Annotated in this window: 15 protein-coding genes and 4 tRNA genes; 10 read left to right on the plus strand and 9 right to left on the minus strand. The window is 61.3% G+C overall.

Going from position 1 to position 14,643, the window contains the following annotated elements; all coding sequences use genetic code 11:
* Positions 1-90 precede the first annotated feature (90 nt).
* Positions 91-1,215: an isopenicillin N synthase family dioxygenase gene (locus KYK33_RS09070; RefSeq protein ID WP_224432757.1), complete on the minus strand. Its 1,125-nt coding sequence runs from the start codon at positions 1,213-1,215 to the stop codon at positions 91-93.
* Positions 1,216-1,465: 250 nt separating this feature from the next.
* On the opposite strand from KYK33_RS09070, the gene KYK33_RS09075 reads away from it, so the two are divergent.
* Positions 1,466-2,854, plus strand: a complete 1,389-nt coding sequence (locus KYK33_RS09075) for a GGDEF domain-containing protein (protein ID WP_224432758.1) — start codon at positions 1,466-1,468, stop codon at positions 2,852-2,854.
* Positions 2,855-2,939: 85 nt separating this feature from the next.
* On the opposite strand, the gene KYK33_RS09080 is transcribed toward KYK33_RS09075, so the two are convergent.
* Positions 2,940-3,578, minus strand: a complete 639-nt coding sequence (locus tag KYK33_RS09080; RefSeq protein ID WP_224432759.1) for an NAD(P)-dependent oxidoreductase — start codon at positions 3,576-3,578, stop codon at positions 2,940-2,942.
* 101 nt (positions 3,579-3,679) lie between these two features.
* On the opposite strand from KYK33_RS09080, the gene KYK33_RS09085 reads away from it, so the two are divergent.
* Positions 3,680-4,582, plus strand: a complete 903-nt coding sequence (locus KYK33_RS09085; protein ID WP_224432760.1) for a LysR family transcriptional regulator — start codon at positions 3,680-3,682, stop codon at positions 4,580-4,582.
* A gap of 90 nt (positions 4,583-4,672) precedes the next feature.
* Here the strand turns inward: KYK33_RS09085 and folD are convergent, their stop codons facing one another.
* Positions 4,673-5,527, minus strand: a complete 855-nt coding sequence (folD, locus tag KYK33_RS09090) for a bifunctional methylenetetrahydrofolate dehydrogenase/methenyltetrahydrofolate cyclohydrolase FolD (protein WP_042042858.1) — start codon at positions 5,525-5,527, stop codon at positions 4,673-4,675.
* Positions 5,528-5,742: 215 nt separating this feature from the next.
* On the opposite strand from folD, the gene KYK33_RS09095 reads away from it, so the two are divergent.
* The 6 genes from KYK33_RS09095 to ykgO all read left to right on the plus strand — a co-directional run bounded on the left by KYK33_RS09095 (position 5,743) and on the right by ykgO (position 7,100).
* Positions 5,743-5,819 (plus strand) — tRNA-Pro (locus KYK33_RS09095).
* Positions 5,820-5,888: 69 nt separating this feature from the next.
* Positions 5,889-5,965, plus strand: a tRNA-Arg gene (locus tag KYK33_RS09100).
* A gap of 36 nt (positions 5,966-6,001) precedes the next feature.
* Positions 6,002-6,077, plus strand: a tRNA-His gene (locus tag KYK33_RS09105).
* Between the two features lie 62 nt (positions 6,078-6,139).
* A tRNA-Leu gene (locus KYK33_RS09110) sits at positions 6,140-6,223 on the plus strand.
* 485 nt (positions 6,224-6,708) lie between these two features.
* The gene (locus tag KYK33_RS09115; RefSeq protein WP_042042857.1) at positions 6,709-6,978 is read left to right on the plus strand and encodes a type B 50S ribosomal protein L31; all 270 of its coding nucleotides are present in this window, start codon (positions 6,709-6,711) and stop codon (positions 6,976-6,978) included.
* Positions 6,975-7,100 carry a type B 50S ribosomal protein L36 gene (gene ykgO / locus KYK33_RS09120; RefSeq protein WP_224432761.1) on the plus strand — a complete coding sequence of 42 codons (126 nt, stop codon included), beginning with the start codon at positions 6,975-6,977 and terminating at the stop codon, positions 7,098-7,100. The genes KYK33_RS09115 and ykgO overlap by 4 nt, the downstream gene beginning before the upstream one ends.
* A gap of 84 nt (positions 7,101-7,184) precedes the next feature.
* On the opposite strand, the gene KYK33_RS09125 is transcribed toward ykgO, so the two are convergent.
* Genes KYK33_RS09125 through KYK33_RS09135 form a run of 3 tightly spaced genes read right to left on the minus strand, consistent with a single transcriptional unit; the run spans position 7,185 to position 9,991 of the window.
* Positions 7,185-7,955 carry an ABC transporter substrate-binding protein gene (locus tag KYK33_RS09125; protein ID WP_224432762.1) on the minus strand — a complete coding sequence of 257 codons (771 nt, stop codon included), beginning with the start codon at positions 7,953-7,955 and terminating at the stop codon, positions 7,185-7,187.
* 60 nt (positions 7,956-8,015) lie between these two features.
* The gene (locus KYK33_RS09130; protein ID WP_224432763.1) at positions 8,016-8,831 is read right to left on the minus strand and encodes a carbon-nitrogen hydrolase family protein; all 816 of its coding nucleotides are present in this window, start codon (positions 8,829-8,831) and stop codon (positions 8,016-8,018) included.
* A gap of 8 nt (positions 8,832-8,839) precedes the next feature.
* Positions 8,840-9,991 (minus strand): methionine aminotransferase, encoded by a 1,152-nt coding sequence (locus KYK33_RS09135; RefSeq protein ID WP_224432764.1) that lies wholly within the window; start codon positions 9,989-9,991, stop codon positions 8,840-8,842.
* A gap of 115 nt (positions 9,992-10,106) precedes the next feature.
* On the opposite strand from KYK33_RS09135, the gene KYK33_RS09140 reads away from it, so the two are divergent.
* A complete protein-coding gene (locus tag KYK33_RS09140; protein WP_224432765.1) occupies positions 10,107-10,997 on the plus strand; it encodes a LysR substrate-binding domain-containing protein in 891 nt (296 codons plus the stop codon).
* Positions 10,998-11,071: 74 nt separating this feature from the next.
* Positions 11,072-11,320 (plus strand): DinI family protein, encoded by a 249-nt coding sequence (locus tag KYK33_RS09145; RefSeq protein ID WP_042042851.1) that lies wholly within the window; start codon positions 11,072-11,074, stop codon positions 11,318-11,320.
* Between the two features lie 81 nt (positions 11,321-11,401).
* Here KYK33_RS09145 and KYK33_RS09150 read toward each other — a convergent pair whose 3' ends face one another.
* The 3 genes from KYK33_RS09150 to KYK33_RS09160 form a co-directional block, all read right to left on the minus strand.
* On the minus strand, positions 11,402-12,178 hold the full coding sequence (locus KYK33_RS09150) for a DUF2927 domain-containing protein (protein WP_224432766.1): 777 nt from the start codon (positions 12,176-12,178) through the stop codon (positions 11,402-11,404).
* Entirely contained in the window at positions 12,175-12,678 is a 504-nt protein-coding gene (locus KYK33_RS09155) for a M48 family metallopeptidase (protein WP_224432767.1), read from the minus strand. Before KYK33_RS09155 ends, KYK33_RS09150 begins: the two co-directional genes overlap by 4 nt.
* A 171-nt stretch (positions 12,679-12,849) precedes the next feature.
* The gene (locus KYK33_RS09160) at positions 12,850-14,493 is read right to left on the minus strand and encodes a hypothetical protein (protein WP_224432768.1); all 1,644 of its coding nucleotides are present in this window, start codon (positions 14,491-14,493) and stop codon (positions 12,850-12,852) included.
* Positions 14,494-14,643: the final 150 nt, after the last annotated feature.

Genomic DNA, 14,643 nt, shown 5'->3' on the forward strand with positions numbered 1-14,643 from the left:
GCTGGCCTCTCATAGCCCTGGGCGCGGCTGCGCAGGGTGAATGGGGTGTCCTTGTGGCGACCGATCGCCATAAGGGGATAAGGGGGCCGGTTATGCGGGCGTTCGCCGCCGGGGCTCCCGGGCCGGTGGGGTGGCATAGTGGCGGGCCGCCACATCCGGGTGGGAGCGCAGTCGTCCCTTGAGCACGTTCTCCCCCACCTGATAAAAGAGCGGGTTGTCCGGATCGCTCTGGAGCCCTGTCGCCTCGGCCGCGAGGGAGGGGGGCAGCGTCAGCAAGGGCACAGCGGCATCGAGCCGGGCCGCCATGAAGAAGGCACAGGAGAGGCGCGACACCCCCGGGGGCGGGCTGACCACCCGATGCAGGGTGGCCTTAAGGTAACCGTTCGAGGCGAGTTCCAGCAGTTCACCGATATTGACCAGCAAGGCTCCCGCTCGGGGGGGCGCCGGTGTCCACCCCTGTTCGGTCAGGACCTCGAGTCCGCCGTGACTATCTTGCAGCAGGAGCGTGAGGTAGCCGGGATCCTTGTGGGCACCCACCCCCTGACCGTCATCCTCGTCCCGTCCCGGGTAGTGGATGAGCTTGGTATGGCGATAGGGGAGCGGGCTCAAGCTCTCATCGAAGGCATCGGCCGGTTGCGCCAGGGCTTCTGCGAAGGCGCGGATCAGGGTCAATCCAATCAGGGTCAACTGCGCCTGCCAGCCCAGCAGGGCCCCCCTGAGTTCGGGCAGAGCGGAGGGCCACAGGTTGGGGCCCTGTAATCCTTGCCAGGGGTGGTGCAACAGGGCATCGGGCAGGCAGGGCTCTTCGGCCATGATGTCGAACTGCTCACGCCAGTCCGGGCGGGCCCGGGTCAGCTCGACCCCCACCCGGTTGTAGCCGCGAAAGTGGGGGGAGTGCACCATCTGCACCTCTTGCTTCTGGGCATCGCTCAGGGCAAAGAGCCGGGCTGCCAGGGCCAGTAGCTCGGTCTGCTGGCCCAGATCCAGCCCGGTGTTCTCCAGATAGAAGAAGCCGGGGTCGCGCGCCGCCCGGCGCAGCGCCATGAGGGCCTGGTCCCGGTGCGGGGATCCCGGCAACAACTGGCCGTAATCCAGGGTGGGCAGACTGCTGGTTGGCGCAATGGGCGCGGATGAGTCATTGACTGGCCGGGGCGCAGGGGAGAGCACTGGGTTGGAAGCATGACGTGAGTCACACAGGGGGGAAAGCAATACCATGAGCACCTCCAACTGGGATCCTGGGATGACAGCGTCGCAGAGCGCGGCGCCATTTGGGTTGGAAGGATGCTATCCCTTCGGATTTAGATGGCAAAACAACAAATAATTCTTAGTTATAGACAAAAATCGAAATAGAGTTCGGTTTTGCGGTATTAATACTGTTCTATTGCAACACCAAACCACTCTTGGCTTGGCGTCGGGCGCTCACTCCCTTAGTATCGAGGCTCATTTGCCACGCAGGGAGATCCTCTTGTCTATTGATCCCGGGCCGGCCAGCCCCTCACTCCAGACTGGATCACGTCTAGGCCGCGAGTTTGCTGCCCTGATGTGCCTGCTGCTGATCAGTGCCCTGCTCACCTGGATCGGGGTGGCCGCGCGCGGTGGCAGCAGCTTCTCCCTGCTCTGGCCCGCCAATGCCGCCCTGGTTGGCATCTTGCTGCGTTACTATCCCAGGGCTGGGCTGGTGCATCTGCTGGTGGCGCTGCTTGGCTTCCTGCTGGTCGATGCCTGTTATGGCACCCCCTGGCGCAAGAGTCTGCTGCTCAACGGCGCCAATATTCTCACCGTCGCCATCGCCTGGCTCAGCCTGCGTCGTCAGGGGTGGGGTCCCGAAGGCCTGATCAGCGCCACGGCGATCCCCAGACTGATGCTCCATTGCCAACCCGCCATCCTGGCCGGGGCTCTGTGTGGCGGCGCCGCCGTGGTCTGGCTGGGCAGTTCGACCGGCTGGAAGAGCACCATCATGTGGTATTTGGCCGAGCTGATTAACTTCTCGGTGTTATTACCCAGCCTGTTGACGTTGCTAGGCTCCTGGCGGCAATGTCGCCAGGAGATGTGGCGCGACCGCCGCTATCTTGTTCCGGCATTGCTCTTCTTGCTGTTGATCCTGCTGCTCGACAAGCATCTGGGGGGCCCCGGTCTGCTGGTGTTGCCGGTGCCCGCCCTCATCTGGCTGGCCCTCTCTGGCAACCGCTTCTTTACCTGTCTGGCCACCTGCGCCGCCTCCCTCTATATGTTCACCGTGCTCGATGACCAGCTGCTGCATCAGTGGAGCAAGGACGCGGCCACCGTTTACTCCTTTCGTACCGGTATCTCCATACTGGCCCTGAGTGCCATCACCACGGCCTGCGCCGTGGCCGAGCGGGATCAGCTGTTCGCCCGCCTGCAGCAAGTGGCGAGTCATGATCATCTGACCGGGGTGCTCAATCGCGGCGCCTTCAGCGAGGCGACCGAGCAACGTCTGGAACGTGAAGGTGGAGCCCTGTTGCTGCTCGATGTTGATTTCTTTAAGAAGATCAATGATGAACACGGTCATCCCACGGGGGATACCGTGTTGGTGCAGCTTTGCCAACGACTCGAGGGATTACTGCCACCCCGGGCCCTGCTCGGGCGCATGGGCGGCGAGGAGTTTGCCGTCTTGCTCCCGCCGGGAGGGGAGAGCGAGCTGGCGGAGCAGGTCGATCGCCTCATTCAAGGGGTGGCTGATCGTCCCCTGGTGCAGGCAATGCGGGTCACCATCAGCGGCGGCTTGCGGCAGGCCTCTCCAGGGGAGAGCCTGAGTGAGCTGCTGGCCGACGCCGATCTGGCGCTCTATCGGGCCAAACAGACGGGACGCAACCGCTGGTGTCGGGCGACATGAGCCAGCTTGTCTGATGCAAAAAGAGTAGGGAGGCCATGGCCTCCCTACTCTTTTATTGAGCGCATATCGCGCTCCATGGGCAGGTTCAGTAGCCCAGGGTGAAGCGCTGGCGCAGGTGGACTGGGTGCTCGGCCTCATTGAGGATGGCATCGGCCAGATCGCCGACAGAGATCTCGGCCGGTTTATCCTCCAGGAACAACACCTGATCGCCCCCCAACCGATATTGACCAGTGCGCTCCCCCGGCACCAGCATGATGGCCGGGGAGACGAAGCGCCAGTCGAGCTCAGACTCGCTGCGCAGTGCGACTAGCCCATCGCGAGCCGCCAGGGCCCCCTGGCGCCATTCGGCCGGAAACTCGGGGGTATCGACCAGCTGTACCCCGGGGGCCACTTCCAGACTGCCGGCACCGCCGACCACCAGCAGCCAGCCTGTTACCGCCTTGGTCGCCTGCACGATGGCGGCGGCCCCTGTGAGGTATTGCTCATAGATGTCCGGGGTGGCCCAGCCCGGGTTATAGGCGCTGATCACCCGATCGTGACCTGCGATCGCCAACGCCAATGCCTGGGGATCCTGCGCATCTACCCCCATCACCTGGATCTGCGGATGGGGAGCAATCTTGCTGGTGTCACGGACGATGGCTGTGACGCTGTGACCCCGGGTAATGGCTTGCTCGAGGATGGCACGGCCGACAAAACCAGTGGCGCCTATCAGGGCAATCTTCATGGGAAACTCTCCTGCACAATTAAGATAGGGCTAGCCTACGCCTCCCGGTATGATTTAATAATCTGGTAAAATATTCACTCACTCATAAGCAGGGCTTAACAATGGAGCAGCTTAAACGCTATGCCATCTTCGCCGCCGTGGTGGAGGCGGGGACCATGACGGGGGCAGCCAAGGCCCTGGGCATGACGCCCTCGGCGGTCAGCCAGCATATCAGCCAGCTCGAGACCCTGCTTGGCCTCACCCTGTTGCACAGATCCACGCGCCGTCTCGACCTGACCGAGGCGGGAGAGGTGGTGTGGCAGGGTTGCCAGTCCCTGCGCCAGACCCTGGCTCAGACCGAACTGCGGCTTGGGGAGGTGCGCGACAGCCTGATGGGGGAGGTGAGGATAACGGCCCCCGTGGGCATGGCGGGTCTGCCCCTGGCCCAGGCTCTCTCCCCTCTGTTGCAGGCGCATCCCGGTTTGCGCCTCATCATCATCGCCGATGACGAGAAGCGTGATCTGCTCAAAGAGCGCATCGATGTGGCACTGCGAGTCGGCACCCTGGCCGATTCGAGTCTGGTGGCCCGTCGCCTCGGCGAGACGCGCATGCTGCTGTGTGCATCACCGGCCTACCTGGCCCGGCGTGGGGTGCCGACTCGCCTCGCGGAGTTGACGAGTCATGACTGGCTATTGACCGATCTGCCCGGGGCTGGTTTGACCCTGCCGGATGAACAGGGGGTGCCGCAGCCGCTGCGGCTCGCTCCCAGGGTGCTGTGCAACAACGTGCTGCCCCTGCGCCAGTTCGCCCTGGCGGGGCAGGGCATTGCCTTGTTGCCCGAGACCGAGGTGGTTGACGATCTGGCGCAAGGACGCCTGCAGGAGGTGCTTCCCGATCACCGGATGGCGACCATGGCGTTGCATGCCATCACGCCTGAACGAGAGGTGTCTCACAAGGTGCGGCGGGTGCTGGCGGCGTTACAGGATCATTTCGGACGCAGCGCCGAGGTGCATCGAAGAAAGTGACGCAGTGAGGCTGAGCGGTTGGCGGACGAGGGATGTGCAAAGAGAGAAGGCAGGCCTGGGCCTGCCTTCTGTTACTTAGAGCCTGGGCTCTTAACTGTGGTAGTCACGGCAGGCTATCAGGGTGTTCTCCATCAGGCTGGCCACCGTCATGGGACCGACGCCGCCCGGAACCGGGGTGATAAAGGCGGCATGGCTGCGGGCGGTGGCGAACTCGACGTCACCCACCAGGCTGCCGTCGGCGAGGCGATTGATGCCCACATCGATCACCAGGGCGCCAGGCTTCACCCACTCACCCGGGATGAAGTTCGGTTTGCCGACGGCGACGACCAGCAGATCGGCGCGGCGAACCTGGGTCTCAAGATCCTGGGTGAAACGGTGGCAGGTCGTGGTGGTGCAACCGGCCAGCAGCAGCTCGAGGGTCATGGGGCGACCGACGATATTGGATGCCCCCACCACCACGGCGTGCAGACCATGGGTCTTGACGCCGGTGGCTTCGATCAGCGTCATGATGCCCTTGGGTGTGCAGGGGCGCAGGGCGGGAATGCGCTGTGCCAGTCGGCCGACGTTATAGGGGTGGAAACCATCGACGTCTTTGTCGGGACGGATCCGCTCCAGCACCTGAGTGGTGTCGAAGTGGGCGGGCAGCGGCAGCTGTACCAGGATGCCATCGACCTCGGGGTCCTGGTTCAACTGGTCAATCAGGGTTAGCAGCTCGTCCTGACTCGCCTCGGCACTGAGATCGTAGGAGCGGGAAATGAATCCTACTTCCTCACAGGCGCGGCGCTTGCTGCCGACATAGACCTGGGAGGCGGGATCGGCCCCTATCAGTATCACAGCGAGCCCGGGGGCACGCTGTCCGGCGGCGAGCCGCTGCTGGACTTCGGTTGCTACCTGATTGCGAATCGTTTGCGCAACCTGTTTTCCGTCAATGATTTTGGCAGACATCGTTCTTCACTCACCATGGGTTCAACTGTGCGCATTGTCGCATTTTTTTATCCGGGATGTTAGCGGCGCGATGCGGGCGGGCAAGAAGTAGACACTTGAATTTATTGATGGAAAAATTCGTTGACGCTGGCTCGAGCGCTTGGGTATGATGCCCGCCCGTTGCCCATCAGCCTTATCGCAGATAAGCTGTTGGCTGCAAGTTAAGTGAAGTATCTCGGTGATTAGCGCAGCCCGGTAGCGCATCTGGTTTGGGACCAGAGGGTCAAAGGTTCGAATCCTTTATCACCGACCATTTTTATCGACAATGCTTTATGTATGCCCAATCCATGGTGCTGACACATAGAGGGTCGTTGAGCAAAATGCGCCCTTAGCTCAGTCGGATAGAGCAACGGCCTTCTAAGCCGTGGGTCGCAGGTTCGAATCCTGCAGGGCGCACCATCTTGCTGCGGCAAGCATGGTCAGATGTTTTCAGTGGTGGCTGTAGCTCAGTTGGTAGAGTCCCGGATTGTGATTCCGGTTGTCGTGGGTTCGAGCCCCATCAGCCACCCCATTATTGTTGTCTGTTGGTATCTTCCGCGTTTAGCAGGGTGCGAGCAGTACAGAGTCAGCTTTGCGGAAGTGGCGAAATTGGTAGACGCACCAGATTTAGGTTCTGGCGCCCTAGGCGTGAGAGTTCGAGTCTCTCCTTCCGCACCATCATTGATCGATAGAATCGCTTGGGTCAGGGTTTTTGTTCCCCTGTCCAAGACAAAAAGGCCCGTCAGTGACGGGCCTTTTTGCATTCGGCTGCCAGCGCGTGGCCAGCTGATAGGCGAGGATGGCTGTGTCGGCTCCAGACTGACTCGCCATCGCTCCCGTTGTCATCACGGGAATCTATCCCTTCATCCTCTTCGCTGCGGTTTGCCAGTTCTCGTGGCCGATGGGCATGCTGCGTTCGTTATTCTTTTCTCTTTTCTCTTTTCTCTTTTCTCTTTTCTCTTTTCTCTTTTCTGGATTCTGGATTCTGGATTCTGGATTCTGGATTCTGGATTCTGGTCTGTATGATCTGTCGAAATAGCTCGGGACGGTCCGGCTTGACGACTCCCCGATGGTCTGCTGGTGCAAAATGCTTGATGGCTATTGATAACTGTTCTTGATTGGGGTAATTTGTGTTTCGTTATAACATAACAGTCGAGGCGATTATGAAACCCAATATGCATCCCGAGTACCGCAAGGTGCTGTTTCACGACGTGACGGCCAACACCTATTTCCTGGTGGGCTCCACCCTGAAGACGGATCGCACCCAGGTCTGGGAGCAGGATGGTCAGGCGTACCCTTATCTGACGCTGGATGTGTCCAGCGCGTCCCATCCGTTCTACACCGGCAAGCAGAAGCAGGTGGGTACCGAGGGGCAAGTTGCTCGCTTCGGTCAGCGCTTTGGCGCTTTCCTCGGCAAGCAGGGGGCGGCATGAAGGTTCTCGCATCCCTCAAATCGGCCAAGACGCGTCACCCGGACTGTCAGGTTGTGCGCCGCCGTGGCAAGTTGTTCGTGATCTGCAAGAGCAATCCGCGCTTCAAGGCGCGGCAGGGATGAAGGGAGGCCGCTGGCCTGCCTTCAATCTGAAGGGCGACCCAGGGTCGCCCTTTTTGTCTCTTCGTGGGCAGCCGCAGTCTGCCATTAGAGCAGATTTTCGAGCTGATACTTCTTGAGCAGCTTGTCGAAGGTGCCATCGGCCTTGACGCTATCGATGGCGGCATCAAATTCCCCCTTGAGCTTGTCGTTGTTTTTGCGCAGCGCCACCGCCACCCCTTCACCCAGGATCTTGTCCTGAGTGCCATTGAACTGGGGACCCACGAATTCAAACTGCTTGCCCATCTCCTTGTCGAGGAAGCCGACCTTGAGTTGCACCATGTTGCCGAAGGTGTAGTCGGCGCGGCCAGATTGCAGATCCAGCATGGGGGACTGGGCATTGACGTAGCGTTTGATGCTGGCCACGTCGCCATAGCGGGCGGTGATGAAGTTATCCTGCGGGGTGCCTTCCTGTACGGCGATCACCTTGCCCTTGAAGTGGGCCGGATCCTCGCTGAAGTCGGCAGCTTTGTCGCTGCGGCCCACGAAGCGGTTTTGCATCATGTAGTAGACCTTGCTGAAGTCGACCTTCTGACGGCGCTCATCGGTGATGTTCATGGAGGACATGATGGCGTCGTATTTACGTACCTGCAGGCCCGGCAGCAGGGCATCCCAGGGTTGGTTGATTACCTCGCACTCGGCCTTCATGGCCGCGCACAGGGCGTGGGCCAATTCGACTTCGAAGCCGCCAACCTTGCCGCTGCTGTCGACCATTTCGAAAGGGGGATAGGTGGCATCGGTGGCGATCACCAGAGGTTTGGCGGCGGCCTGGCCTGTGGCGGCCAGCGCCATCAGCATCATTATTGCGTTGAGTTTCATGGTCAATCCCTTGAGTGTGGCGTCATGCGCATAGTCGTGAGTAGTGAACAGGGGTCGGCTTCATGGGCCGACGCTTATCTTGCGATGATGGAGGGCCGGTAACTGGCGACGCAGTGTGCGCTGGGCAGCCAGATCCAGGGTGGCGATGGCCATGCCCTGACCCTCTTCGATCCGGGCCAGGATGCGGCCCCAGGGATCGATGATCATGCTGTGGCCGAAGGTACGGCGTCCGCCCGGGTGATCTCCACCCTGCGCCGATGCCAGCACGAAGGCCAGGTTTTCCACCGCCCGAGCCCGCAGCAACAGCTCCCAGTGCGCCTGTCCCGTGGTGTGGGTGAAGGCGGCGGGCAGGGCGATGAAATCGGGCGCAGGCCCGAGCCGGAATAGCTCGGGGAAGCGCAAATCGTAACAGATCCCAAGGCGAAGCTGACCCCAGGGCAGCGCGTGGCTCACCACCGTCTGGCCCGGGCTCATGGTCGTGGCTTCGTCGTAGTGTTCCTGCTCGGTGGAAAACCCAAACAGGTGCAGCTTGTCATAGCGAGTGGCGAGCGCCCCTTGCGGGTCGATGAGCAGGCTGCTGTTGTGCATCTTGCCAGGTTCCTGGCTTGCCAGCGGCAGGGTGCCTGCCAGGATCCAGATGTGAAGTTCCCGGGCCAGATCTTTCACCCAGGCCAGCAGAGGGTGGCTCTCTTCGGGGGCGGCAAGGGCAACCCTGGCCCGCTCATCGCCGGGCATCAGATAGAAATATTCCGGCAACTGGGCAAACACGCCCCCCTCGGCCGCAGCCTGGCGCAACAGGGCCTCTGCCTGGGTCAGGTTGGTGGCGAGGCAATCCCCGGACACCATTTGCAACACGGCGACGCGCACTGAATCCATGGTGCCTCCTAGACGCCGCACAGGCGCTCGGCGCCCGCCAGCAGGGTGTCGTCATCCTTGGAGAAGGAGAGGCGAATGACCCGTTGATCCGTGCCGTCGTGATAGAAGGCCGAGACCGGAATGGTGGCGACCCCGTGATCGCGGATCAGCCGCTGTACGAACAGGCTGTCTGCTTCGTCGCTGATCCGCTCGTAGCTGGCCAGCATGAAGAAGCTGCCCGCCGAGGGCAAGAGGGTAAAGCGTGACTCGGCCAGGGCCGAGACCAGCAGATCCCGTTTTTGCTGGTAGAAGGCCGCCAGCCCTTGATAGTGAGCCGGTTGCTGCAACAGATGGGCGAAGCCGTACTGCATGGGGGTGTCTGCTGCGAACATGGCGAATTGGTGCACCTTGCGGATCTCCTCCATCAGCGGACGGGGGGCCACGCAGTAACCCACTCGCCAGCCGGTGACATGGAAGGTCTTGCCAAAGGAGAAGACGGCGACGGAGCGCTCAATCAGCTCGGGGTAACGGATCACGCTCTGGTGCAGGGCGCCATCGAATACCACATGCTCGTAGACCTCGTCGGAGAGAATAATGATGTCGGTGCCGCGCACCAGGCGGGCGAGCCGCTCTTGATCCGCCGCCTGCCAGATGGTGCCGGTCGGGTTATGGGGGGTGTTGAGCACTATCATGCGGGTGCGGGGGCTGATGCGTGCCGCCACCTCATCCCAGGGAATAGTGAAGTCCGGTGCCTTGAGGGCGATGACCACGGGGGTGGCGCCCTGCAACTGGATCATGGGGCGATAGCTGTCAAACGCCGGCTCGAACATGATCACTTCATCACCGGGGTGCACCAGGGCCGTGATGGCGCAGAACAGGGCCTCGCTGGCGCTGGCGGTGATGGTGATCTCCTCGCCGACATCATAGGTGTGGCCATAGCTGGTCGCTATCTTGGTCGCCAGTTGCTGGCGCAACTCGGGCAGTCCCGTCATGGGCGCATATTGGTTTTCACCGGCCAGCATCGCCTCGTGGGTGACCCGGATCAAGTCGGGGTCACAGGGGAAGCTCGGCGCTCCTTGAGAGAGATTGATGCTGGGATGGCGGGCGGCCAGATCCCCAATCACGCTGAAGATGGTGGTACCCACCTGGGGCAATTTGCTGATGATGCGGGGAGAAGACATGGTGCCGTCACCTGAATATGTGAAAGATGTCTCTCTTTTAGCCCTCTGGGCCCTTGTCCGGCAAAGGATTATTCGGCATGGTACGCATGAGTTTTTCTCAAGCATGGAGGCTTGTATGTTAACGACCCTGCCCCGTAGTCAGTTGCCCCTGTATGGTTTGCAAGTATTCGAGTGCGCAGCCCGTCACCTGAGTTTCACCCTGGCGGCCGATGAGCTGTGCGTGAGTCAAGGTGCCGTGAGCAAGCAGATAGCCCAGCTGGAGACGCGCCTTGGTCATCTCCTCTTCCTGCGTGGTACCCGCTGCCTGAGTCTCACGCCGGCCGCCGAACGGCTGCTGCCCTTCGTCAGCGAGGGGCTGGCCCGCATGGGGGAGGGGCTGGGCGCTCTGCAAACCTTGCCACGGCAACAGGCGATCAGCATCAAGGTGCCCTCCTGTGCCAGCCGCTGGTTGCTGCGCCGCTTGCAAGACTTCGAGGGGGAGGCGGTCGAGGTACGCGGCAGCCACAGTCACGGCATCGACTTTGCCCGCGAGCCCTTCGATCTCGCCATCGTCTATCAACCCACTCAGGCCCGGCTGCTTCACAGCCAGCCGCTGTTTCGAGAGCGGTTGACTCCTATCTGCGCCCCTGCCTTTGCGGCCAAATACCGGCTGTTTGAGCGCCCCATCACCGATCTGCTTGCCCTGCCGCTACTGCATGCCAGTGCGGACAGACGGGATTGGCGGAACTGGTTCGCCGCCTTTGTCGACACCCCCTGGTTGCCTCAGGGAGGGCAGCTGTTTGATACCCTGGATCTGGCGATGAACGCGGCACTGCAGGGCTTTGGTCTCTCCCTCGGGGATCCCACCATAGTGGCGGAGGAGTTGGAGACGGGGGCGCTGGTGGCCCCCTTTGCCCCGATACTCAGCACGGATCATGAATATGCGCTGCTGGCTCGCCCCGACAGCCAGCGGCCCGGGGTGCGCGAGGTCTATGGGTGGCTGCAGGGCCGTCATCTTCATCCCTGACATTTTTCGTCGAGTGCGCTTTACAGACACCAAAAATACTGTATAAAATTACAGTATCAACATGAGAGGTGCTTATGCGTCTGGAAATCATCATCGACAGGAAAAAACAGGTCTCCCCCGATACCATGGCCGCCCTGGAGCAAGAGTTGCTCAAACAGCTGGGCCGCCGCTTCCCCGATATCCAGGTGCGGGTGGCGGGGGGCAGCAACATGGCGCTCAACATCACCCGGGCCAGCAAGGAAGATAAAGAGCTGGTGGAGGAGCTGGTGCAGGAAGTGTGGGAAAACGCCGAGAGCTGGCTGCCGGAGTCGAGCGCTGCCTGATACGCCTCAGATGACAGCATGAGGATGCCTGGACGCTGTTTCCCCGGATCTGGTCGATGGGTGCGTTGGGGGAGGGAGAGCCTAGAGCCCGGCCCACCGCTTGAGGCTCTGCTCCTGTACCCGGCGGTTCGCCTGCTGTATGTCCCCTTGGGTTTTGAGGCTCTTGAGCACGGCAGGCAGAGCGGCATCCACCTCGGCTTGAGTCATGCCGGGGCTCAAGGCCGGGTGGTAGGCCATCTTGAGCAGGAGATAGTCGAGCCCGGTCAGGAAGCTGTCGGTGCTGCGGTCATTGAACACGGAGGGGAAGACGGCGTCCGAGTCATTGGGCAGTCCCATGACCTGGGTGAGCTCTTCCACCACGCAATCGAGAAAGCGTCCCTTGTCGCGACTGGCATCGACCGGGATGATGATACTGGCCCGGCTGATGGCGCCTTCCCGGTCGGTGGCATAGTTGGCGAGGCACAGGCCATCGGCGAGGGCAGCCTGGACCGCAGGGTTCTGGCCCATCAACTGCCTGGCCCAGCGGGTCACTTGCGAGCGACGGGTCATCACCAGGGTGAGATTGGCCTTGGCCGGATCCTGCACCAGCGCCACGCTGTGACCCGTGATATGGCTCAGGTGCGCCGCCTGGATGTTCACCACCTCGGCTTGCAGCGGTTTGTCGCCAACTTCATTGACAAGCAGGATCCGTATCGGCTCGCGCCAGCGGTTGAAGTGATCCTGCCCCCTGTCCTGATACTCCCGCTTGAGTGCCACCTGATGAAAGCTCGCCACCAGATAGGCATCCTGTTGCCAGCGCTCCAGGGCCTGGGCGCTGTGCAGGGCAAGCAATAGCAGCAGGCCACCCAGATATTTCACTGGGCGCCCTTCTCCAGGTCTCGCCAGGTGAGCCAGAGCCGCAGATCGAATTCCAGCTGGTGATAGTCGGGCTCCATGTGCTGGCAGAGCTGGTAGAAGGCCTTGTTGTGATCCTTCTCCTTAATGTGTGCCAGCTCATGCACCACGATCATCTTGAGAAAGGCAGGGGGGGCGGCTTTGAACAGGGCGGCGATGCGGATCTCGTTCTTGGCCTTGAGCTTGTTGCCCTGCACCCGGCTGACATAGGTGTGCAGACCCAGGGCATCCTTGATCACGTTGATCTTGCCATCGAAGATCACCTTGGCCAGGGGCGCCGAACTTCTGAGATAGCGGTTCTTGAGATCCATGGTATAGGCGAGCAGGGCCTTGTCATTCTGGATGCTGTGGCTGTCCGGGTAACGCTTGGCGAGAAATGCGCCGAGCTTGCCGCCCTCGATCAACTGCAACACCTGAGCCTTGAGGGGCTCTGGATAACCGCCAAGATAGGTCAGTGCCGTCATGGAACTCCTGTCGGGTGAATGAGACAGATAAAAAGGACGCTCATTGTAGCCAATGAGCGTCCTTTTTTATATCCGGGCTTGGGTCAATCTCAACCGGCGCCGCAACCCGGAGTACCTTGACCAACCCCTTGCGGCTCTCCTCAGCGGGGGATGGTGGGCCTTGTCATCGGCTCAGTGGCGGCGATAGAGGCCGGGATCCACCTCGCTGTAGTTGTCTTGCAGATAGCGATAGAAGGCCTGGGTGGAGGGAGGGGACGCAGGCTTGAGCCCCTCGGCCAGCTTTTCCGGCTTGGCAATGATGAACTTGGGTTGCTGGCGCTGCAGATCCTGGAGCACACGCTCACGCACATCATAGGGCGGGTTGACGTTGCTGAAGAAGAGATAGGCGGAGGCGGGCTGGCGATCCGTCCAGAGGTAATACTGGGGCTGAATGGCATCGACCCAGATCTTGTCCCGCGGGGTGGTCTCGGCCAGGATGCGATCGACACGGACTTGCGCGGCGACATTGAAGGGGCGTCCCTTCTGGCTGCCCTCCCAGGCGTTGTTGATCATCAGGGCCAGCATGGCCAGGCTGGCGAGCCAGGGGGTGGCGGATCGCACATCCCAGGCCCGCCACAGGGGGAGCAGGATCAACACGGGCAGGGCCCACAGCAGGCTGGTGCCGAGCACTTCGCTGACCCTGTCCAGGCTCCACTCCTTGTTGCTCCAGCCAAACACCAGTTGCTGGGCCAGCAGCCAGCTGGCGGTGAGCACCACCAGCGAGATGCAGAACAGACCCATCAGATCGCTCTGTCGCTCACTGCGATCGAGCAGGCAGGCCAGCGGCAGCAGTCCCAGCTGAAGGTAGAGGACATCATAGTGATCAAACACATGGCCGGAGACGGAGTTGGCTATCAGGGTGAACAGCACGCCAAACAGGGTGGCGAACAGGGCGGGCAGATGCCACTCCTGACGTCGGCTCATCATCAGCAGCACGAAGGCGGGCAGCAGCATGATGAGACCGGTACGCAGCAGACCGACCGCCCCCACATAGACGGAGAAGCCGTTGCCATAGCTCCCCTCGAAGAAGATATCGAAGGCGTAGTATTTGAATTCGGCCAGCAGTTGATGGTGCTGGAAGTAGCCATAGAGGGGCCCGCCTACCAGCGCCAGTCCAAGCAGGCTGGAGATCAGCAACAGCAGGGCATCACGCCACTGCTCACGCAGGCACCAGCAGAGGAACAGGGTCAGATACCAGGCTCCCCAGAGGGCACCGTTGTTGGCGCGCATCCAGGCGACGATGGCGAAGCTGAGCCCGGCCACCAGGGCTGGCCACCAGCGAAACTCCTTGTCCAGCAGCAGGGTGAGGAAGGCCCACTGGGCGATCAGCGCCAGGTGGAATGTCCAGTCCTCGGTCATGTTGCCGTAGTAATAACGGGTGCCATAAAGTGCCAACACCGCCAGCATGGCGCCGAGCCTGGCCTGAAATGACAGTCCGAGCTGATTGAAGGCTTGCCAGCTTGCCAGCAGGCCGAGCCAGCACAGGACCAGCTCCAGCAACCAGATGCCGCGAAAGCCATCCAGTCGGTAACCCAGGGCATCCAGGGCAAAGATCATGGGGCCCTTGATGTCGATCATGTCGCGATAGAGCACCCCACCTTCGCTCCACATCTTGCCCATGACGGCAAAGAGCGAGGCATCAAAACCCGGGGCCATGTCATAGAAGAGGGGATTGCGCAGGCAAAACAGACAGGCGATGAGCCCGGTCAGCAAGACGGCAAGGGGCCGCAGCGGCGGATTATTGCGAGAAGAAGAGAAACGAATGGTGTGGTTCATGAAGCCTTGATCCTTTGCCTGAGCATGCGAAAGCGGGCCTATCTTGCCGAGCCCGGGCCCCCGATGCAATGGGGGCGCGGGTCGGGGAGAAAATAATCCCGCTTGCCGAGCGACTCTTGGGGATTCTCGAACTAAAAACAGCCACTTATC

The sequence above is a fragment of the Aeromonas rivuli genome (assembly GCF_020149575.1).
GTDB lineage: Bacteria > Pseudomonadota > Gammaproteobacteria > Enterobacterales > Aeromonadaceae > Aeromonas > Aeromonas rivuli.